The following is a 20,457-nucleotide window of genomic DNA, read 5'->3' on the forward strand; positions in this document are numbered from 1 at the left end:
CCTATCTGTATGACCTGCAATGGTTTCAATTCTACCCCCCATAAATTCTGGCCCCACTGCTCTCCATTTTAATTTTGCATATGATGATTGCTGTATTGATTGCAAATGATCTTGCCAGGATTTCTGCCTAAACGCTGGCAATGATTGGTCTTGGGCTAATGCGTACATAGACATCATCAAACAAATTAGGACCGTCCTAGAAACATTTTTTCATACTATACATGCTGCACTAACTATGTCAGGCTTGACTCATTTTTTTATTGACATATCCTGTTCTCTAATGCTTGGGCCTACTCCCCTCCTCTACCTTTAATGTTCCTGTCAAGGTCTCCCCATTCATTTCCAGCAATATTTTATATACACCCTTCTCAATAAATTTGTCATAATGGATAAAATAAGGTTTTGGACTGCTTTGTTTTTTAATTATCAAATTCCACCTAAATTGGTTCATGCCCTCTTTTACGGCCAAGGCATGTGACCAGATCAATTCCTCCCCTTCATTATATATTTTAATGTTGACATCTTGACTTTTGGTGGCCCAAAATGTGATAGGTACTTTATTAATGGTGTTATAGTCTATATCCCTATGCGTATCGTTTACCCAAGGCCTTTTTACGGAGGGAGTATCAAACAAAAAGCTTTTTTTCAAAGGTAATCCTAACTCCAAAGCTTTGTGCAGCGGCTTCAGATTTGTTTTGTAAATACCCCTGCCATGGGTTGCTACCAAAAGATCAGATGTATTTTCTTCAATCTCGAGATCTGCCACAGCAACAATAGGCATATTCTCGCCCAGCAAAGACCATGTTGCCCCCCTATCCACCGAAATATATACTCCGCGCAAGAGCCCTGCATAGAGCACATCTTCAAACTTGGGGTCTTCACAGATAACATAAGCTGTTTCATTGGGCAAGTTCCCCTGTATTTTATGCCATTTTTTACCTCCGTCTTCGCTTACATAAATATGATTGGAAAAGTCGTCATAATTAATTCCGGACAAAGTAATATAGATCCTGGATGCGTCGTATTTTGAAGGAACAATGCTACGTATATATCCATTTGGAAGACCTTCTGAATATTCTTTCCACTTAGCTCCATCATCCTTGGTAGCCCAAAAGGCACCTTTATCCGTGCCAACGTACAAATACCCAGGTTTTATTGGCGACTCTGCAAAAGCCCCGGCCGAAAATGACTGCTTTTCCGCTTGGGAAGAATTGCTCAGATCACCGCTTATAAGCTGCCAATCATCCCCCCTGTTCTCACTCTTAAACACATAATTCCCTGCATGATAGAGTGTTTTGGAATCATAATGCGAGATAGCATAGGGAGTAACAAAATTATATTGTAGGGTCCCCCCATGGTTTTTGGGCAATTTGGGCTTAATGGACACAGACCGATCTTTCTGCATATCTTTTCGTCTAGCGGCTCCATTCTGGGAGCTGAAGTAGACCGTATTGGGATCTTCGGGATCAACTTGGGTAATACAGCCATCACCCCCACTCCAAGCATCTATCCATAGGTATTGCCACCGATCTGCATATTTTGGATTCCATTCCACGGCCGGACCATAAACGGTAGCATCGTCCTGAGTGCCCCCATATACCAGATATGGATCTTGATTGTCCACGGCAATGTCATAAAATTCCCCTGCAGGAATATTGTTGTGATGCATCCAAGATTTCCCCTTGTTATAGGTAACATAAAGTCCCCCATCATTTCCCACCGCCATATGATCGGGAAAGTCCGGGTTGATCCATAGTTCGCATTGATCCAGATGAAGTTGGTCCGCGTCACTGGGAAACATATGAAATACATCGCCACCGATTAAATTGAAATCCCTGCCTCCATTGGTGCTATGGGCCATTCGCACACCGAGTCCGAAAATTTCCTCATCATCCTTGGGATTTACATAGATATCCTGAAAATACCAACCTACAACTGAATTGATCATTAGTTCTTCGGTATGGGTTCGTTCCCAATGTTTCCCTCCATCCAGAGTTTTGTAAATTTCAGCTGATTCCTTTTGCCCCTTATTGTCTACCAGGGCATATGCCTTTAAGGGATTTGTATAGGAAACGGCTACACCTATTCGTCCAACTTCCGGGCCTTGTGGAAAACCATTGGATGCCTTTTCCCAAGATTTACCAGCATTCCTACTAACATATATAGCGCTATTATTACCGGTAATCCCTGGATTGTTCTCCCATAGGGAAGCATACATAACGTTAGGGTCCGAAGGGGAAATAACAACGTCATTCGCAGCTGTTTTTTCATCAACGAACAGCACATGCTCCCAGGTATCTCCCCCATCCTCAGTTCTATAGATGCCCCTGTTTTTATTGGTAGACCAGAAATGCCCTAAAACTGCCACCACAACAATATTAGGGTCTGTGGGGTGCACCGCTATCTCCCCTATATGCCAGGAGTCATCCAGACCACAATGTTTCCAGGTATTCCCACCATCAATGGATTTATAAACACCGTTCCCCGGCATTGTAAAATTTCGTGCCTTCTTTAAACTTTCGCCACTCCCTACGTATAGTATGTCCGGGTTTGATGGGGCCAGCGCTATGTCCCCTATTCCCAAAACTGGTTGATCCTCAAAAAGTGTCTTCCAAGTAAGCCCATTATCGGTCGTCTTCCACAAATTACCTGATCCAAATGCCACATACATGGTACCAGGGTGGGTTGGATCCAATTGAACAGCTTCTACCCGGGCTGAATTTACAACTGGCCCCAAAGGCTCCCATTGCAATCCCAATGTCTTAGCTTGGCTTAGTTTTTTATGCTGGCGATACGATGCTTCCAAAGGGGAAGCTGGCTGTTGACCATCTGCTATTATTGGATGTAAAAATAGCAACAGTCCTACTAGGTATAAGAAATGTAGTTTCATCAGATTAAGTTTTTCCAATATTATGATTTTAGTTTGTCTTTCGTACTATCCATTTGTTCATCGCCACTAAGATTGTCATTACAACACCCCATTGAAAGAGGGAAGTTGCCAGACTCGACTGCCCGAAGGGATCCTAGCAATTGCCGAATATATGTTGATGAATTAAGGCACAATGTGCGCCCAGCTATCCAGCGAATATTTCACCAACCCCGTACTAACCAAGGACTATGCACATCCTTAGAAAAATACTACATTTTATCGTCCTAAAAGCTCCAAGGCTTTAAACAATGGGCCATACTCCTAGACATCTAATTAGTCCCTTTATACAGTCCTACTCCGCACCGTTAATTCGCTCCATCCACTGCTTCCGCTCTGCGCTTTCATAATGCTCCTTGGATCTAATGGGCGGTATATGGTGCTGCCCAAGAGGTATTAAAGAGCTCTTGGGAAAATCGATGGGATTGGATGGGATAAAGGACCTCAACTGGGATTTAACGGACTGCAAGCTATCTACCTCTTCCAGGTTGTACCATTCGTCCGGATCGTTATCAAGATTATACAGTTCACTGTACCCATCTATATAGTCTATAAAATGCCAATTTTTGTAGCGTACGGAATAACTACCGTAATCATAGGTGGTAATTATGGGCCTTGGCACTTCCTTTTCGGGATCTTGCAATATAGGCCTAAGGCTCACCCCATCCATATCCTCCTTTTCAGGCAGGTTACAAAGATCTACCAAGGTGGGGTAGATATCCATCAGCGAGCTAAGGTTGTGCGTTGCTATGCCATTCTTGGATCCCATAGGCATTTTTTCAAGCTGCTTGGGCACCTTGATCATCAATACGGAACGTATAACGTTTTCCCACAAGGCAAATTTTCGCCAATGTTTTTTTTCTCCCAATTGCCACCCATGATCGGACCAAAGCACCACAATGGTATTATCGGCATAGGGGCTTTGCTCCAATGCCTGCAAAAGCCTGCCTACCATAGCATCTGAAAAAGCTACGGAGGCAAGGTAACCTTGGATGGCTTTTTTCCATTGGCCTGCCTCGGTTACATGCTTGTGATAATTACCCCCTCGGGATATCAATTCCTTTGCAAAGGGACCCAAATCCGTGGTATCGCCTTCCATCAGGTTTGGCAATTCTATCTCCTCCAAAGGAAACATATCATAGTACTTTTGCGGCACGTACCAGGGAAGATGGGGCCTATAAATTCCCGCGGCAAAAAAGAAAGGCTTGTCATGTTCCTTTCCTATCTGCTCGGAAATAAAGTCTACGGTCTTATAATCGCCCATTTCTTTCTCCTCAACATCCAATCCGCCCCAATCAAACATACTGTACATATGTTCAAAAGGCTTCATATTTACGGGGGTCTGCTCAGGAAAAGGATTTTCTGGCATAGGCTTCTTTATGGCCGGATAGTAGTCATCCCATCCCAAGGTATCTACTTGACTATAGTGGAATATTTTTCCCGCCCCTACCGTGCGGTAGCCATTGTTCTTAAAATGTTGCCCCAGGGTAAGGGTATTGGCAAGCTTTGGCACCTTTCTCCAATCCTGATAATTGGAATACATTCCGGAATTATAGGTATGCACCCCAGTTAGAACAGCCGATCTTGAAGGGTTGCAACCGGGACTAGGGCAGTAATTCTTGGTAAAATTAACCGAGTTTTTGGCAAATGCATCCAGATTGGGGGTGATGGTCTGCGAACTACCCCCAAGTGGCCGAATCCAATCGTTCATATCATCCAATGAAATAAACAACACATTTGGATGGGCTAGCAATTGCTGCTCTTTTTCCTTTTTATCATTCTTACAGCCTACTATCAACAGTGAGAAGAAAACAAGGCTCAGTTTAACGACTTTTCCCAAGGAGTGGGTTCTAGATTCAATATAGGTCATGGCAGGGGTTTGTTTAATTTATAATTCCTTTATTTAGGACAATAACTTTTGGCCAGCACTTCAAAGCTAGTTTAAGGCATAAGCTGTACTACCTGGCGCGGCTATTAGTAGCTTAAAAAATGTTCCCATTTTTTGGTTTTAAAAGGAGTCTCTTAATAAGACAACAGCATTTTATTGGGATACAGCTTTAGACTAGCAAAGTTAATGTCCAAAGTAAAAAAATATCAACTAATAAATAGTGGATGATATTAACCGATAGATGGCATATTTAAACAATTGAACTAGTAGTATTGTAGGGTTGCGACCGTCAAATTCATACGGCAGTCACTTCGACATGAGCCCTTTTTCGGGCGATTGAGAAGTCGCACATATCAGGAAGGAGCCGCTTGTGTGATTTAGCTCATGGCATTTCTATTTTACGGGTATTCGTGAATCTCCTACCTCGATTTCATCGGACAATTAAGAAATGGATGAATCTGAAAAAATTTGTTTGGATTGAAATTGCCAGGAACCACCTACCTCACAATTCTTGTTCTGTTCATTTTTTGCATCGCCAAAAAAACGAACCAAAAAACGCTAGGCTAATTTTTCTTTTCTTGAAATCTACGGACTTTCCACAGCCCAAGCGCCCAGGCCGCTTTCACTAGGGTGAAATGCTCTATGGACGCCTTCCCCCGCCCAGTGTAAAAATCCTTGATTTACTACTAAAATAAAAATAGGCCGTTTCTTTGATCCATTAACATTTATAGTGTAGATAAATCATTGTTCGTTATTGAATGCCCTTCAACTTTGTCTTAAAGTCAATTGTAAAGCAGATCTTCTTCCGTTGTGGAGATGACATGGCCGTAAAGAATTATTGAAGCCTTGGAAATAATTTAAGCCATGGCATCGGTTCCTAAGGTTGAACACGATGAATTGCATAGGTTGATATTGTGTGGATAGCGCAGTCCAGGTTCGACAGGTTGAGCCTGCCTGGCGGCAGACAGGCTCGAGGAGACATTAAACATGCCAGAAGAAATAATAAACGAGCTCGATGAGAAAGCAAAACAACCTTAATCCTTAACCAATCAATCCCCCCTATCCCCATAGTCAGTTACATCCGATAGCGTCTCCATAAAAGCAATAATATCCTTAATTTCCTGATTGGATAGCTCCAAGGGCGCATCGGGCAAGGTTTGGTTTTTAATTTCCAAGCCCATACCTGCCCCTCCCCCAAGGTTGTAAAACGCCAGTACCTCTTCCAATGTCACAAATGAACCGTTGTGCATGTAGGGGGCCGTTTCGCTTATATTTCTAACGGTAACCGTTTTAAAGGAGTTTTTAAAATAGGGGTGATTATCCAATGAAAAACCATTGTCCATTCGCCCCAAATCTGTATCCAACTGTGGCGCAATGGTATCAAAACCTTGGGTAATGCCCAACACCTCCGATTCCGATTCCATATAAAAAGGAGGAACGGTACCATTGAAGACCGGGGCAAAATGACAACTTCCGCAGGCCGCTTTCCCCATAAACAGATTAAAGCCCCGCTTGGCATTCTCGGGATACTCCTCGGTTTCGTTACGCACATATTTATCAAACGGACTGTTCAATGACTTTAAGGAGTTTACATAGGCCGCAATGGCATTACTTATAGAACGCTGATTTATATCCTCCTTGTAAATACCCCCATAGGCCTCTTTAAACAGCCTAATATAATTGGTATCCTTTTTTAGTTTATCTACAATTGCATCAAAACTGGTATTGAACTCCAAATCGTTATCTATCACATGTACCACTTGTCTTTCAAGGTCGAACGCCCTCATGTCCCAAAAATAACGGGTGGAATAGCCTGCACCCAACAAGGTTGGTGCATTCCTATCCGTAAACACCCCTTTTTGATTGGATACACTTTTGGGCAAACCATCGGTAAAAGCTTTTTTAGGATTATGACAGCTGACACAGGACATCACATTGTTATTGGAGAGCCGAGGATCCTTAAACAACAATTCACCCAAGGCTATGGTCTTGGGGTTATCCAAAGGCAAATACACCAGTTCTGAATAAAAATCCGTATCCAGAAAATTGATATCGAAGATATTCTTGGCCTGATAGTTTTGGGCATGCTTCTTATAAGGCTCTAGCCTTATATTATTTACATTTTGAAATTCCAACAAGGCCGCATACAAGGGGTTGACCACTTCTTTTAAAAATGTCAACCTATCAAAATCATTAAAACTTATATCGGCATTTAATCTTTCCTTTCCCTTTGTAAAGAGTTTTTTAATGGCTTCAAATTCGCCCTTGGCCTCTGGCAAAATACCTATTTCAAAAAAGGAAAAGGTGTTTTCCATACTTTGCCAACTCACGGCACTTTCTTCCAAAGCATTTACGGAACCAGGCGTATCAAAGCCGGTTATCCCCAGCGTAAAGGTCCTAACGATACCTGACCGGATACACTCAATTATCTGGCTCGACTTAAAATTGACCGGGAAATGTATTTTAGCAATAAAATCTACCCGCTCTTTGAGTCCGTTGGCCAATTCCCGTATGTGTTTCAGATTTTCCTGGGAAGCCTCTTCATACACAGCTTCATCCAATGCCTGTAATCCGCAGGGTTCAATAACCGCACCGGCTTCAAAATGCTCGCTTACCTTGGGCAAAGGTGCCCCATTTATATAAGTACCATTGTAAAAGGTCTGGTAGTAATCAAAAATAAATTCGATCTTCTTATAGACCAACCTTGTTTTTTCTACCTGCCTTTTCAGGGTTTCCCACTCGCTCAAAGAGCTTGCACTGTTGGCCAGGGTTGCCAATGTATCCACCTCATCTTGAAAGCCGTGAAAATTGGCCGCATATAATGCTGCAACCTTTTCCGGAATAACATCCATTTTATACGGATGGGTCCGGTTCCTGGCCGACAACATCAACAAACCAATAAAAATTGAACCCAATAAAATGCTTGTCCTTTTCATTTTCAACAACCGCTTTTCACCATTTCTGGGCTTTTTAATACCGCCAGCCTTGCTTTCCTACTTTGGCCAAAACCTCCAATGAATACTATGGAAGACTAATATAAACAGTAGCCTTTTTGCCAATCTATTCTATGGTCACAGATTCGCTATAGGTGTTTTCATTAGTCACGATTTCCATAACATACAGGCCTTTTGGCATCTTGCCCACATTGATGGATTTCTTTCTACTCTTCTTTACCAGTTTCCCAATGTTGTTATAGATTTTTACCTTCTTTAGTCGCTCATTATTATCCAGTTTAAGTTGCACCAATTCCTTGTCGGCATCATAACGGAGTATATCACTTTTAGGAATGGAATTACTGGCGTCCGCTTTAAGACTTATTCCGGCCTTGTTGATGGTAAAATAATCATCAATACCATCATTATCCCTAATGAACTTTACGGTCAGGTTTTGTCCGCCCTTACCATCGTCTTCCACCTCCATAACACAGGATCCCAGTTGGTTCAAGGAAACGGACATGGCTTTGTGGTTTAGGTCGCCCCCGGATATTTTACCGGCAGATCCCGTAGTTATGTATACGGCTCCTTCAGTGGCCACACTCGTTTTTTGGTATGCCCCATCGCTATCCGCTTTCCCGTCTCCAAAACCATTGGCACCAACGGTATGTCCGCCCTTAGAAATTTCATCCGGGTTAAAGGTATTGGCAAACCCGTAATGGCCGTTCAAGAAATAAGAGCGCTCATAGGAATGGCTATGCCCGTTTAAGATAAGGTCCACTCCGTTATCTTCCATCATGGGCATAAAATTTTGCCGCATTTCAATTAGTCGGTCTTCGGTATCGGAGTCATGGGACCCTTTGGTGTATATGGGGTGATGAAACAAGGTCACTATCCAATCTTGTTTGGTGTTCTGAATATCGGCCAGTGTCCAGTTGTACATAGCACCTCCAACCTCTCTGTTGGTATGGTGAGAGTCCAGTATTATAAAGTGAATATTGGCATAATCAAAAGAATAATAGGCCTCTGTCCCTGAGGCGGTACCACCGGCCTGGGCGCCAGTAGGAAAGGTAAATATATCATAGTAGGGACCGGATTGTGTGGCAGAATCGGCCGACTTACCATCATGGTTACCCAAACAGGACCAAGCTACGGATTTTTTCAACATATCGTCATAAATATCAAAAAAGGCATTCTGATATTCCTCATCCGTACCACTACCATAGGCGTTATCCCCTAGAAACAACATCATATCGGTCTTACCGGTATTTTGGGGTGCATTGTCCACATAGTCGTAATAGGCATCCCTTACGTTCCGCTGGTTATTATTGGCGGTCCCTGCATCCCCCAAAATCCATGCACGTACAAATTGTTTTGTACCGGCAACAGGCGATGTAATGACATACATATCGCCAGAATCACTTTCGGACAAAACACCTGATTTATTACCGATATTGAAATAATATTTGGTATTTGGATTTAGACCGGACAAGGTAACCACATGCTCGGTTGTTAAAGCATCATAGGATACTTTCTTGGATAAAGATTTTAGTTCCGTACCGTAATGCACAACAGATTCAGTTGGGCTATTGGTTCTCCATTTTACCACAACAGATGTTGGGGTCCCACTTTGCAAGTAAGGACCTCTTTCTACCTCAACGGAAGCAGCATGCTGTGGAAGGCCAATAGTATTGGTTGCCGCAACAGTACTTACATTGGGAAGATCTGCAACGGAGGTTTGCGCAACTGAATAGGCCGAAAATAGGGCCACTAATAAAAAGGTACTTTTTTTGATCATGATTTCTGGTTGTTGATTATACTTTCCAAGCTCTTTATTTGTTCTTTTAATTCTATTACTGCACTCATATTTTTAAACCTTGTATCCAATTGCCGAATAGCAGCGCTGGCCAATTTTAGGGATATAAAGGCCTCATGCGGTTTATCAATTTCCGTTAAATACATTGCCTTCCTATAATACCAGAACTCCTTTCTATTGTATTCAAGGATAAAATAATTGTATTGTTCCAGGGCCTTTTCGGTTTGATGGGAATCTTTTAAATAGTCCAATTTTCTAAGCTGAAGCGATAAGGTATGCGGCCCCAGTTTGTCCAGCCCCAATTGGATGGCTTCTAAGGCATCTTTATAATTTTTATTGTTTTCGGTGAGAATAATGTTGCTGTACTCCAAAATATCCTCTGGACGTATATCGGTCATATTATGGATCACATAACGGTAGGCCTTCAAGGACTTTTTGTAGGATTTTAGTTGGAATAATATTTGGGCCTGCAGTTTTTTAGCCTTTACGTCCTTACTGTCCAATTCCAAAAAGGAGGCAATACTATTTAGGGCCTGGTCATAGTCTTGGGTTAAGTAATGCACCTCGGCAATATTATAATGTACCGACTTATCGGTATTTCCCAAGGATTGTGATTTATGGTAATCTTTCAGTGCAGAGTCGTACTCCATATGCTGTTGGTACAGCAGCCCCCTTTGGTAATACAATTCAAAATTGTTGGGATCTTCGGAAATCTCAATGGTTTTTTCCGCTATCCGTATGCTTAAATCCCCATGGGCAAACATTGGCATGGAAAGCGATAAAAATAGAAGTAATAGTAAGCCTCTTTTTACCACGAAAAGTATAGCCTCCTTCTTATTAAACATCATTTGTATTGGTTAACATAATTTCCTTCCCCTCAGAATTTTTCCATCAGATTTAAAATAGGCCATGTACTGTCCTAAAGAACTACATTTTCAACCTATATATCCCCCTCCTTCGTTTAAGTTCTCATTTTAAGATGGAATATTAGCAATTTTAAGGGCTCTAAAACCCTACTATCAAACGTATTCAAACAAAGTCAAAGCTGTTTTTCTGCTGCGTTAATTTTTTGTTAAAAATGAAAAGGGGACGAACCAAATTTCAATTCATATCATTCCCCAAAAAAACAGGCGTTCACTTTCTGTAAACGCTTGTTATAAATTCCTAATTAATGGTAAGGCAAATTAATCTGAATCAGGATTTTTGTCAACATCACCATCATCGCCTTCCGTGGCCGAAAGGTTTTCATATAAGCTATCGGTTTCTGCATAACTATCATCATCGCAAGCAAAAAAGGACATATTAGTAACTACAAGGACTATTATAAAGGCTATTTTTTTCATGTTTTGGTTTTTAAAAATTGGACATAGGTGTTGCTGTTCGGACTGGTCCAAATATTTTTTAGCAACACATTGAGAGTGTTGGAGTACTCCTTTTTTTTTGTTGGGAAGTGGAAAACGTATGCAGAAACTAGGAGCTACTTCCCAATGGCTATTCGCTTACTACATTTGTTTTCCCTTGGTGTAATTGATATGCTATCATGACTACATCAACAATTACAAGGCAAAGAAATGGGGTTTGGTTAAGAAGGACTGGAAACCCCATGGAAAAGAAATTCCAGTTGTTTTTTTCCATGGAATTTCCAAATTTGTAGTAGTTTTAAGGAGCCTAGGAATAATGCTATGTCTAAAGAATTAGTAACACTTGTTTTTAAAAAAGCCGAAATAGAAATAGGGTCTTCAGTAAAAACGAGAATGGCACAATATCTTGCCGATATCCTTTTAGATGATTATAAATATCCCATCAGCGAAAGAACACTTAGGGATTATTATACTGCTTTTGTAGAAAAAGAAGAGGCGAATAATGAGGAGCTGAAACCTCAATTAATTACGTGTTTCTGCAATTATTTGGGTTATGATAATTATGCGAGCTTTGTAACGGAACACCCTTTTGAGAAAAAAGAGCTTCCTTCAAAAAGGGTTGTTGAAGTGGGGGCAGACTCTAAAAATAAGAATCGTATTATCCTATTTTCTTCTGCATTAGCCTTTACGGGTTTATCGTATTTTGGATTTGTTAAGGAAGAGGAGAACTGTATGGTTTGGAAAGAAAATCATTATGAAAGAACGGCTTGCACGGGAGCGTCCTTAGAAAGTCCTTTAAAAGAACTAATACTTGAAGAATTTAGAAAAATTGAAAATTTTGATTCTTTGGTGGACAGAAAAACCAAAGGGAAAGAATTGTGGTATGATAAATCCAATGGGAAAGTAGAATTTTTCACCTATCATGGCTATCATCCAGAAAATAACAAGCCTTTAAAAAGTGTAACGGATCATATATATCAAACTTATGTTTTGGATAAAAGGAAGGATGCAGAACAGATTGGACTAAAGGATTAACTTATAAAATTTATACAGGGTACAGTTTATTCATAAAGCCAATAAGAAACTCCTCCGTGATGGGAACAGGCACCTCTTCCAGTTGCCCTTGACGTTGTTCCATCATTGCAAACGGCACCGATTCTTGTCTTTACGCTGTTGGTTTTTATTTTATTATTTGAAGTTGAAATTGATGGCCTATAGTTGTAATCACTTTTACGCTTTAAATTTTTGGGGCTGTAATAATTACTCGGATTATTCTGGACACGGTTAGAACTACTTGAATTTTGAATTAACTCAGTTTTGTTAGTTTTCCTATCTGGAGTAGAGGCGGAATCCCTATTTACGTAGATCACAAGTAGCAAAACAGCAATTAAAATACTGGTTTTGGGATAGGTACGGGCTACACCTATGACTATACCGAGAAGTATGATACTAATAATCCAAGACATAATATATTATTGATATAAAAAGGCCATAGCCCAATTTGAACTATGACCCTTAATATTATGAAAATATTTCCTTATTCATCAAAAAAGAAATCATGTATTTCAATGATGCTACCACGGCCAATCTGTATTAAATTTTTGGTTTCCTTTAAGTAAATGCCAAGTGACTTTTCATTGTAAATAAATTTCATATCTTCATTGTAATCAGTAGTTACATACAAGTCTCCTGAAAGTTCATAAAATGGAATTGTAGTTTTGCTTTTTACTTTTATTCCTTTATTTACAATTTTCCCGTTGGTCAATTGATCTTTAACAAAACTGTCATCTTTTTCTCCTGAAGCAACCTTGGTATAGGAGGTCATCATATTGATCCATTCTTTTGAATCTATTAAAAACCAACGTACTTTGTCAAAGTCGATGCCATATTCATTTATCCAACCATAGCTAGTAAATCCAAGCAAAATTTGCTTCTTCCCATCCAACTCCGGCTTATCCTGGGGTACAAATTCTTGGATTTTAAAGGTGATTACCGATGTGGCGGACATGTCCTTTAATTTTTTACCATTAAAATCAAGTGTTTTTAAGGAAAAATTGACCAGTTCGGGATTATTGGACAAGATCCATTCAGTTGCCGTTAATTCTGCACGTTCTTTCATCTGCTCCACCGCCGCAATCCCAGCACCAATGGCCAACAAGGCCCCTGCTCCAGCCGCTATAGCAGCTCCGTTATCTTGGGCTTGTGCATTTTTCGGGACTAAAAATGTGATGATAAGTAAAAATAGTAGGGTGATTTTTTTCATAATTTGTTTTCTGAATTCGGTTTTTGGTTTATAAAATTTTCTCGTTAGAATAAAGTTGTTCAACCGCCAAGTTAATATTAATAAATAGGGGAGCAATGCGGAAAACCGCAATGTAACTACTCATATTTTTAGTTGTTTTACTGTCAAATCATTTTAAAGCCAAATTAACCACCAATGGAAAAAACAACTATTAGTGCCGAATTAAAGAGTCATTTTTTAAGACTCTATCAAATGGCATTTGCCGATGACAACTTTGATATAATGGAACTTCAGATGCTTTATCAATTTGCAGATGATCGGGGCATACCTGCAAAAGAGCTGGATAAATTGCTATTGAACCCTGTTATTAATCGCGCCTCAATACCTACTGATTTAAACACCAAAATAGAATACTTATTTGATCTATCTCAAATGATTATTGCTGATGGAATAATCACCGAGGATGAAAAAAATACCTTGAAAAAATATATTAAAAAGTTTGGTTTCCTAGAGGAAAACATTGAGGAATTAGCCAACTATTTATTGGATTTTGTTCAAAAGGGACAAACCAAAGACGTATTGATTTCCGAATTAAATAAATCAGAATTATGAGTTCTATAAAACAACTTTTTAGTTTAAAAAAGACTAATACCGTAGAGAAGGTTAATCCAAAAGAAGAGGATAGAGAGTCGATTCGTATTACGTACTATCAAAGTGGTTATGGAGCTTCTATAAAAGCAACCGGTAAACCTATTATCCTAAAGGCTTGTTTGCAAAATCTTTTTGGCAGTTTTGAAGATCAATGCAAAAAACAAGTTCTGGAACAAGAACGTTTAAAACAGCCATATAGGGAAGCACAAGAAAAACACCGTACGGAGTTGAAGAAGTGTGAAACTGGCCATGGCATATATGAGAAAAAAAGGGACGATGTAACTGGTCAAATTGATAAGGTGAAGCATGATATTGTAGATGTAAGAAAAAATCCTCACACCCATGGAGTGGATGCGGATAAAAGACCTAAAGCACAATTCTATATAGGTCTTGCCTTACTTCTGCCAATTACTCTTTATCTATTGGTTTTCTATGTGTCCGCATCCTATTCGTCTTTTTTTAAGGAGTTTACCAATGATATGCTTTCTGCTGCCATTTTTGACAAAGATGCCTTTACTAATGCCTTTAATGATAGCTGGCTGGAAGGCTTATTGGTTATAACCATCCCTTTTGTTTTTATGGGATTGGGTTATGTTATTCATATGGTTCAAAAAGGTAAGGGCTTTAAAAATGTATTGAAAATTGTTAGCCTTTACCTACTTACCTTTTTTTTTGATGGACTACTGGCGTATCAAATAGAAAAGAAAATTTATGAATTCAACAAGACTATAAATTCTGAACCATATGATCTAAAAATTGCTGTGATGGAAGCAGAATTTTGGATGATAATCTTTGCGGGTTTTGTAGTATATATTATTTGGGGACTAGTTTTTGACTTTGTGATGAAAGAATATGAAAATATTGATAAAATAGAGGCCTTTATAAAGTCTAAGAAGGAGGAAATTTTAAATCTACAGCATCAACGACAAGAGCATTCGCAAAGATTGGAAGAGTTTGAACAACACAAAACAGCCCTAAATGGTTTAATAACAGAACTACAACACAAAATTGACTGATTTGTATTTCCCATTAAGGAATACCTTCACTACCACTCCCAATATAAAGAAGGTTGGTTTCAGGCCATTAGCTCAGAAATTGCTATTCCGCATAAGGAAAAAACTCAGTTGCTTGAAGAATGTGAGCTTACCGCGACTGAACATTTACAAGAAATGAATTTAACAGACACAGACTTTCAAAATTTAGTGTACTCAAATAATTAGGAGATGAAAAAAACATTTAAACCATTCATTAAAATTGCTTTGGTTGTACCAATTTTTATGGTAATAATTAACTGTAAATCAGATGAAAAGAAACCCATCGAAAGCACCAAAATACCGCGTGCAACCAAGATTGACAAAAGCTCATTCAATCTAAATTTAAATCTACTTCTAGATTTATCGGATAGAATAAGTCCAGTCAAATTTCCAAATGAGGCAATGGAGTTTTATAAAAGGGATGTAGGATATATAAAATCAGTTTCCAGTGCTTTTTTAGAGCATTTAAGCAAAAAAAAGGTGCGTCAGGCAAACGAACAAATAGAATTGTTTTTTGAGCCGAGTCCAGCTAATTCTGATATCAATAATTTGTCCAACAAACTTAAGTACAGTATTTCCAAAGATAATTTATCAAAAGAAATACTTCATGAGGTTGATAGCTCCTATTCCAATTATCCCCTAAAAATATATGAATTGGCTATTAAGGATAATAATTACATTGGGTCTGATACATGGAGGTTTTTTAAGAATAAGGTAGGTGATTATTGTATTGAGGAGGGGTATAGGAATATCCTGGTCATTTTAACCGATGGCTATATCTATCACAAAGACACACAGTTGAAGGAAGGAAATAGAACATCATTTCTTATCCCGCAGGAGATAAGGAAGAATAAATTGAACTCTTCCAAATGGAAGGAAAAATTTGAGAATCAAGATTTTGGATTTATAAAAATAAATAAAGATCTGTCGGATATAGAAATATTAGTTCTAGGGATTAACCCTGATTCCAAAAATGTTTATGAAGAAGACGTTATAAATGCATATTGGAGTAAGTGGTTAACAGAAATGAACGTTAAACGCTTTGCTATAAAACAAGCTGTTTTACCTTCTAATATGGATAAAATAATTAAAGATTTTATTTTGGATCCCATTTAATCCAAGATTTGGTTTTATACAAGAAGTTCAATTTTAAAAAGAATTTTATTCTAAGAGTGGTCTTTCAGTGCATTTAAACTTACTTTGTAATAGTTAAAATTGAATTACCTTAAATGAATATTACCCTTTTTGTTCTCAATAAAACCCTATGTTTTATTCTCCTGTTTACTTTAAACCAGGCTTGTAATAATAAACACCAAAAAATGGTTACCCCTGCCGCTTTGATCTCAAATTCTAGTGAGACTGGCCAGGACAATATTATTACTGCCGCGAGAAATGGATTAGACGAAAAAATTCAATTGGAGGCCAAAATCATTAGGATTTTGGACGGTGATACTGTGGAAATATTATATGGTCAATTGCCAATTAAACTGCGATTAGAACATATAGACTGTCCTGAAAAAAGAGGGAAACAACCGTTTGGAAACAGGGCTAAAATAGTGTTGTCCGACTTATGTTTTGGCCAAACTGTTCGAATTTCATCAGATGGAAAATTTGACCGAAATGGGAGATTGATTGGAGTTATTTTCAATAAGGACAACATAAATGTGAATAAGGAAATGGTAAAACTGGGTATGGCTTGGCACTTTAAGAAATATTCAGATGACATGAGCTATGACGATCTGGAAAGAGAAGCACGAGAAGCCAAAGTAGGTTTGTGGAGTGACCCTAATCCCATTGCACCCTGGGACTACAGGTAAGTAGATTTTCATTGTGAGATATGTTTTTCTTTGCTGGCTTTTTATAAGCTCAACTATATCATTCACATAATCAATGGACAACATTATTTTTCCTACAACAGCACCGTGTTGAGTGGTATGTCGGAAATCCCGACATATCATATCCTCGACTAATTCTCCTTCCTTAAAACCATTGGAAGTGTGCTCTGTAATGGTTGTTCTTCCATTATTAAAAAGAATGGCCAATTGTGCTTGAGTGAACCAAAAAGTTTCCTTTATAAACTGAACCTATACTTCTATTTGAAGATTATTAGATCTGTAATTAATTTTATACTCATTAACGTTTTTTCATGATTACTTGGCAAACTGAATGGCATTTTACCTGTCCTCTGCTTCCCTTTCCTTTACCTGAGCAAAAAGCCAATCCAGCAATTCCTGGGTATCAAAAGCCGGGTGCCAGCTGCTATGACCCACATCCGGAAACTCAGTGTATTTAGGATTTCCACCGGCCTTTTTAATGGCAGCTACCATATTTCTAGAAAAGTCGACCGGAACGGTGTTGTCCTTATCACCATGAAAAACCCATAGGGGTATATCTGCAATATTTTTAGCAAGCTCAGGGTTGCCACCCCCGCAGATGGGGATGGCCGCAGCGAAAATATGCGGGCGACTTAGGATGTAGTGCCAAGTTCCATATCCACCCATGGACTGACCGGTAATATAGCGTCTACTGCTATCTATATTAAATTCTTCTTCCAAGGCTGCTATGGTTTCAAAAACCAAGGCTTCTACATTGGGTTGATTATACCTTCCCCGTGCCATCAGACGTTCTTTTTCACTCTTTCCCGGAGACCTTCCCCAATCAGCGCCAGGTGGACATTGGGGCACAAAAATTAAGGCAGGATATTTTTTTCTATTTTCCAAAGTGGACAATACTTGTGCTGCCTTGGAACCTGCAATTTGCTTGATATTATCCCTACCCCTGCCTGCTCCTCCAGACAGACATACTACCAAGGGGTACTGTTTGTTGGGATCGTAATCCAAAGGTTTCAGCAAGCGATAGTGCAGCGTATCTTTTTGCTGGCTTACATGGGTTCTCTCCATGAACAATTCGGCTATTTGCGTCACCTTGGTCTGGGAGACCACTTTGGTCACTCCAAAACAGAATATACCCACTGCTATGATCCATATTTTTAGAACCTTCCCCATTTCCTTTATATTGCTTCCTTACCCTTCTGAATTAAAATTAACTTCCTTGTCAATTAATTTCGGCCAGTTTTTCTGTCTCATAAAGTAAATTTCCCTCTTCATCATAGTGTTGAAAGGTGGCCACTGGAATACCATCCTTTCTTTGCACGGTAACCGACAAAAACCCACCACTGGCGGACTCCTTATCCCCTTGAATATAGAATTGTTTAATCAAGCTATCGGGATCGGTTGAGTTGGGGTCTCCTGCCAAGCGTCCAGCGCGAGAATTGTTATCTACCAAGGCCCCTGTAGAGAATTCTTCAATTCCACTGGGGTGCATGGCATGGTATTGCCAATGCCTGTCGCCACAAATAATATAAAGATTTTTCTCAAGGAAATCATTATCCACCAACCATTGGAAAATTGCTTCCCCCTCATGCCTAAAACCGTCATGATTTACGTGATTATCTGTTTTGTAAGCATCATCTGGCCCCACCATGGGAGTTGGGGAAATTATGAGCTTAAAACTGGCATCGCTCTCCAATAATGTCTCCTTAAGCCAATCTAATTGCTCTGTTCCCAACATCGTTTTGTCGGGTCCGTCTTTCATTTTATTGGGGCTTCTGTAGTCCCTACCTTCCAAAAACCACAGCTGAAGATCTTGGTTCATGCGATGGGTACGATAGGTTTTGGCATGTATGTCCTCCAAATCCACCACAGGCAATTGCTCTTTAAAATTCTTGATCCCCAATTCATGGGATATAGGAAGCTCCTGGTAGGGATCGGCATCGTTGTATCTATAATCATGATCATCCTTTTCCCAATAGGTTGCCACCTTACTAAAAAGTTCCAAAAACCTGGGTTGGGCAAATTGTTCATGGTATTTTCTGCGCATCCCTTCTTCATCTACCACTTCCATTCCATTATATCCTCCTGGGTGGGGGTTCTTCCCGGCTTTAACGGCTCTGTCGAAGTTGGTCTTGTGAGGATGGTCAAAATAAACGTTATCCCCAGTACCAATGAAGTAATCTGGGTTCAGGTTTTGGATAGCCTGCAATGCCGGATACCCTAGACGCTTGTCTTCTCCGGAATACTCCTTTCCTTCCTCATATTTCCCGTAGTGGAAAAAATAGTGGTTCATACCCGTTACCACCACCATTGATAACTTTTCACTGCTATTGGGGCCAGGCAAGGTTTTAAAAGTGGCTATATCACTTTCAAAAAGCGTATTCTTGTCCTTTCCAAATTGGAGACGGTAGAAGTATTTATTTCCTGGCTGCAGACCTTCTATTTTCTTTTTAATTATAAAGTCGTTCTCTGAGGTAGCCTGTAAAAAGTCGGAAACCAAGGGGTTTTCAAAAGTGGAGTCGGTATCAATTTCAAATCTCGCGATCCCATTGGCACCGCTTATATCCCCATTGACCAAGCTGTCCGTAAGGGTTAATCTGGATTGAAGGATTACGGATGTTGAAGTGGCTTCACCGGCCATTATTCCTTGTCCAAGGTAAATATCCTGCACTATGGGGTTGCAGGAGGTAATTAGGATGGCGATGAGAAGGGTAATGCTAAATGTTTTTATCATATTGTGGTGATTGTTGCCTACGTTTAATGTTTGGTTCGTGTTCCCTGCCTGTAGGCTGACAGGGGTCAAGCACCGAATTTAGCAAATAAAAACGAAACTTGCCGGTCCCCCACCCGCTTTGGAATTCACTTGATTTAGAACCAAATTAAAAATAGGCCGGTTCTTGGTTCCTTCAACTTATAGTGTGTATATAAATCATTGCTCGATATTGAATACCTTCCAACTATGACCTGAATGTCATTTGTCAAGAAAATATTCTTCCACAGTGGACACTAATATCATTATTCGGTTTCCCTCAAGCATTCAAAACAACTGGGGTGGTCACTTCGACAGCATCCTTTTTCGGGACGACGAGAAGTCGCACATATTGGGTTTTGGTTACTACATATTATATTATTGTCCAAAGCTGGGAAATTATTCAAACAATTGAGGTTTCGTTCAGCTACCTGTGAGATTTCTCCTCCCTATCGGTCGTTCGAAATGACTGTTTTACGTCACTTCGACAGAGTCCCTTTTCGGGACGACGAGAAGTCACACATATTAGGGTTTTGGTTACTACATATTAAATTATTGTCCAAAGCTCACGTATTAATAACTCTATTTATGTTTTGTTTGAGTTACTTGTGAGATTTAGCTCATAGCATTTCTATTGTACGGGAATTCGTGAATCTTTTACCTCGGATTGATCGGACAGTTAAGTAATGGATAAATCTGAAAAATTTGTATGGATAGGAATTGATAAGAACGGTCTACCTCAAAATTCTTGTTCTGTTCATTTTTTGCATCGCCCAAAAAACGAACCAAAAAACGCTAGGCTGATTTTTCTTTTCTTGAAATCTACGGACTTTCCACAGCCCCAGCGCCCAGGCCGCTTTCACTAGGGTGAAATGCTCTATGGACGCCTTCCCCCATCCGGTGTGAAAACTCCTTGATTTTCTACTAAAATAAAAAAAGGCCGGTTCTTGGTTCCTTCAACTTATAGTGTGTATATAAATCATTGCTCGATATTGAATACCTTCCAACTATGACCTGAATGTCAT

Annotated in this window: 15 protein-coding genes; 5 read left to right on the forward strand and 10 right to left on the reverse strand. The window is 39.6% G+C overall.

Translation table 11 applies throughout. From position 1 onward, the window contains the following. Positions 1-277: 277 nt before the first annotated feature. From EHW67_RS08425 to EHW67_RS20360, 6 genes are all read right to left on the reverse strand, one after another. Entirely contained in the window at positions 278-2,890 is a 2,613-nt protein-coding gene (locus tag EHW67_RS08425) for a WD40/YVTN/BNR-like repeat-containing protein (protein WP_126161937.1), read from the reverse strand. Between the two features lie 331 nt (positions 2,891-3,221). Continuing rightward, positions 3,222-4,796, reverse strand: a complete 1,575-nt coding sequence (locus EHW67_RS08430) for a sulfatase (RefSeq protein WP_126161938.1) — start codon at positions 4,794-4,796, stop codon at positions 3,222-3,224. Between the two features lie 1,067 nt (positions 4,797-5,863). Next, positions 5,864-7,750 carry a cytochrome-c peroxidase gene (locus EHW67_RS08435; RefSeq protein ID WP_126161939.1) on the reverse strand — a complete coding sequence of 629 codons (1,887 nt, stop codon included), beginning with the start codon at positions 7,748-7,750 and terminating at the stop codon, positions 5,864-5,866. Positions 7,751-7,874: 124 nt separating this feature from the next. Beyond that, the gene (locus EHW67_RS08440) at positions 7,875-9,545 is read right to left on the reverse strand and encodes a metallophosphoesterase (protein ID WP_126161940.1); all 1,671 of its coding nucleotides are present in this window, start codon (positions 9,543-9,545) and stop codon (positions 7,875-7,877) included. Then, positions 9,542-10,411, reverse strand: coding sequence for a tetratricopeptide repeat protein (locus tag EHW67_RS08445; RefSeq protein ID WP_126161941.1), 870 nt, complete (start codon positions 10,409-10,411; stop codon positions 9,542-9,544). The genes EHW67_RS08440 and EHW67_RS08445 overlap by 4 nt, the downstream gene beginning before the upstream one ends. A 336-nt stretch (positions 10,412-10,747) precedes the next feature. Beyond that, a complete protein-coding gene (locus EHW67_RS20360) occupies positions 10,748-10,906 on the reverse strand; it encodes a hypothetical protein (protein ID WP_158285102.1) in 159 nt (52 codons plus the stop codon). Positions 10,907-11,245: 339 nt separating this feature from the next. On the opposite strand from EHW67_RS20360, the gene EHW67_RS08450 reads away from it, so the two are divergent. Next, on the forward strand, positions 11,246-11,959 hold the full coding sequence (locus EHW67_RS08450) for a hypothetical protein (RefSeq protein ID WP_126161942.1): 714 nt from the start codon (positions 11,246-11,248) through the stop codon (positions 11,957-11,959). 26 nt (positions 11,960-11,985) lie between these two features. Here EHW67_RS08450 and EHW67_RS08455 read toward each other — a convergent pair whose 3' ends face one another. Then, positions 11,986-12,390 carry a DUF3761 domain-containing protein gene (locus tag EHW67_RS08455; protein WP_126161943.1) on the reverse strand — a complete coding sequence of 135 codons (405 nt, stop codon included), beginning with the start codon at positions 12,388-12,390 and terminating at the stop codon, positions 11,986-11,988. Between the two features lie 71 nt (positions 12,391-12,461). Further along, positions 12,462-13,187 carry a hypothetical protein gene (locus EHW67_RS08460; protein ID WP_126161944.1) on the reverse strand — a complete coding sequence of 242 codons (726 nt, stop codon included), beginning with the start codon at positions 13,185-13,187 and terminating at the stop codon, positions 12,462-12,464. Positions 13,188-13,361: 174 nt separating this feature from the next. Here EHW67_RS08460 and EHW67_RS08465 point away from each other — a divergent pair, with 174 nt between their 5' ends. The 4 genes from EHW67_RS08465 to EHW67_RS08480 all read left to right on the forward strand — a co-directional run bounded on the left by EHW67_RS08465 (position 13,362) and on the right by EHW67_RS08480 (position 16,668). Then, positions 13,362-13,778, forward strand: a complete 417-nt coding sequence (locus EHW67_RS08465; RefSeq protein WP_126161945.1) for a hypothetical protein — start codon at positions 13,362-13,364, stop codon at positions 13,776-13,778. Further along, the gene (locus EHW67_RS08470; protein ID WP_238389870.1) at positions 13,775-14,833 is read left to right on the forward strand and encodes an ABC transporter permease; all 1,059 of its coding nucleotides are present in this window, start codon (positions 13,775-13,777) and stop codon (positions 14,831-14,833) included. The genes EHW67_RS08465 and EHW67_RS08470 overlap by 4 nt, the downstream gene beginning before the upstream one ends. A 420-nt stretch (positions 14,834-15,253) precedes the next feature. Then, positions 15,254-15,967 carry a hypothetical protein gene (locus tag EHW67_RS08475; protein WP_238389871.1) on the forward strand — a complete coding sequence of 238 codons (714 nt, stop codon included), beginning with the start codon at positions 15,254-15,256 and terminating at the stop codon, positions 15,965-15,967. A 203-nt stretch (positions 15,968-16,170) separates the two neighbouring features. After that, positions 16,171-16,668 carry a thermonuclease family protein gene (locus EHW67_RS08480; RefSeq protein WP_126161947.1) on the forward strand — a complete coding sequence of 166 codons (498 nt, stop codon included), beginning with the start codon at positions 16,171-16,173 and terminating at the stop codon, positions 16,666-16,668. Positions 16,669-17,025: 357 nt separating this feature from the next. Here EHW67_RS08480 and EHW67_RS08485 read toward each other — a convergent pair whose 3' ends face one another. Both EHW67_RS08485 and EHW67_RS08490 read right to left on the reverse strand, forming a co-directional pair. After that, on the reverse strand, positions 17,026-17,856 hold the full coding sequence (locus EHW67_RS08485) for a carboxylesterase family protein (protein WP_126161948.1): 831 nt from the start codon (positions 17,854-17,856) through the stop codon (positions 17,026-17,028). A 49-nt stretch (positions 17,857-17,905) separates the two neighbouring features. Then, on the reverse strand, positions 17,906-19,417 hold the full coding sequence (locus EHW67_RS08490) for an alkaline phosphatase D family protein (RefSeq protein ID WP_126161949.1): 1,512 nt from the start codon (positions 19,415-19,417) through the stop codon (positions 17,906-17,908). Between the last annotated feature and the right edge of the window lie 1,040 nt (positions 19,418-20,457).

Origin of the sequence: Arenibacter aquaticus, assembly GCF_003957295.1 — a bacterium.
In the GTDB taxonomy this organism is placed as follows: Bacteria; Bacteroidota; Bacteroidia; order Flavobacteriales; family Flavobacteriaceae; genus Arenibacter; species Arenibacter aquaticus.

What these genes read in the sequence shown, in the direction of transcription:
- EHW67_RS08425 (WP_126161937.1), bottom strand. Translation starts at nt 2,890, where the DNA reads ATGAAACTACATTTCTTATACCTAGTAGGACTGTTGCTATTTTTACAT.
- EHW67_RS08430 (WP_126161938.1), bottom strand. Translation starts at nt 4,796, where the DNA reads ATGACCTATATTGAATCTAGAACCCACTCCTTGGGAAAAGTCGTTAAA.
- EHW67_RS08435 (WP_126161939.1), bottom strand. Translation starts at nt 7,750, where the DNA reads ATGAAAAGGACAAGCATTTTATTGGGTTCAATTTTTATTGGTTTGTTG.
- EHW67_RS08440 (WP_126161940.1), bottom strand. Translation starts at nt 9,545, where the DNA reads ATGATCAAAAAAAGTACCTTTTTATTAGTGGCCCTATTTTCGGCCTAT.
- EHW67_RS08445 (WP_126161941.1), bottom strand. Translation starts at nt 10,411, where the DNA reads ATGATGTTTAATAAGAAGGAGGCTATACTTTTCGTGGTAAAAAGAGGC.
- EHW67_RS20360 (WP_158285102.1), bottom strand. Translation starts at nt 10,906, where the DNA reads ATGAAAAAAATAGCCTTTATAATAGTCCTTGTAGTTACTAATATGTCC.
- EHW67_RS08450 (WP_126161942.1), top strand. Translation starts at nt 11,246, where the DNA reads ATGTCTAAAGAATTAGTAACACTTGTTTTTAAAAAAGCCGAAATAGAA.
- EHW67_RS08455 (WP_126161943.1), bottom strand. Translation starts at nt 12,390, where the DNA reads ATGTCTTGGATTATTAGTATCATACTTCTCGGTATAGTCATAGGTGTA.
- EHW67_RS08460 (WP_126161944.1), bottom strand. Translation starts at nt 13,187, where the DNA reads ATGAAAAAAATCACCCTACTATTTTTACTTATCATCACATTTTTAGTC.
- EHW67_RS08465 (WP_126161945.1), top strand. Translation starts at nt 13,362, where the DNA reads ATGGAAAAAACAACTATTAGTGCCGAATTAAAGAGTCATTTTTTAAGA.
- EHW67_RS08470 (WP_238389870.1), top strand. Translation starts at nt 13,775, where the DNA reads ATGAGTTCTATAAAACAACTTTTTAGTTTAAAAAAGACTAATACCGTA.
- EHW67_RS08475 (WP_238389871.1), top strand. Translation starts at nt 15,254, where the DNA reads ATGGAGTTTTATAAAAGGGATGTAGGATATATAAAATCAGTTTCCAGT.
- EHW67_RS08480 (WP_126161947.1), top strand. Translation starts at nt 16,171, where the DNA reads ATGGTTACCCCTGCCGCTTTGATCTCAAATTCTAGTGAGACTGGCCAG.
- EHW67_RS08485 (WP_126161948.1), bottom strand. Translation starts at nt 17,856, where the DNA reads ATGGGGAAGGTTCTAAAAATATGGATCATAGCAGTGGGTATATTCTGT.
- EHW67_RS08490 (WP_126161949.1), bottom strand. Translation starts at nt 19,417, where the DNA reads ATGATAAAAACATTTAGCATTACCCTTCTCATCGCCATCCTAATTACC.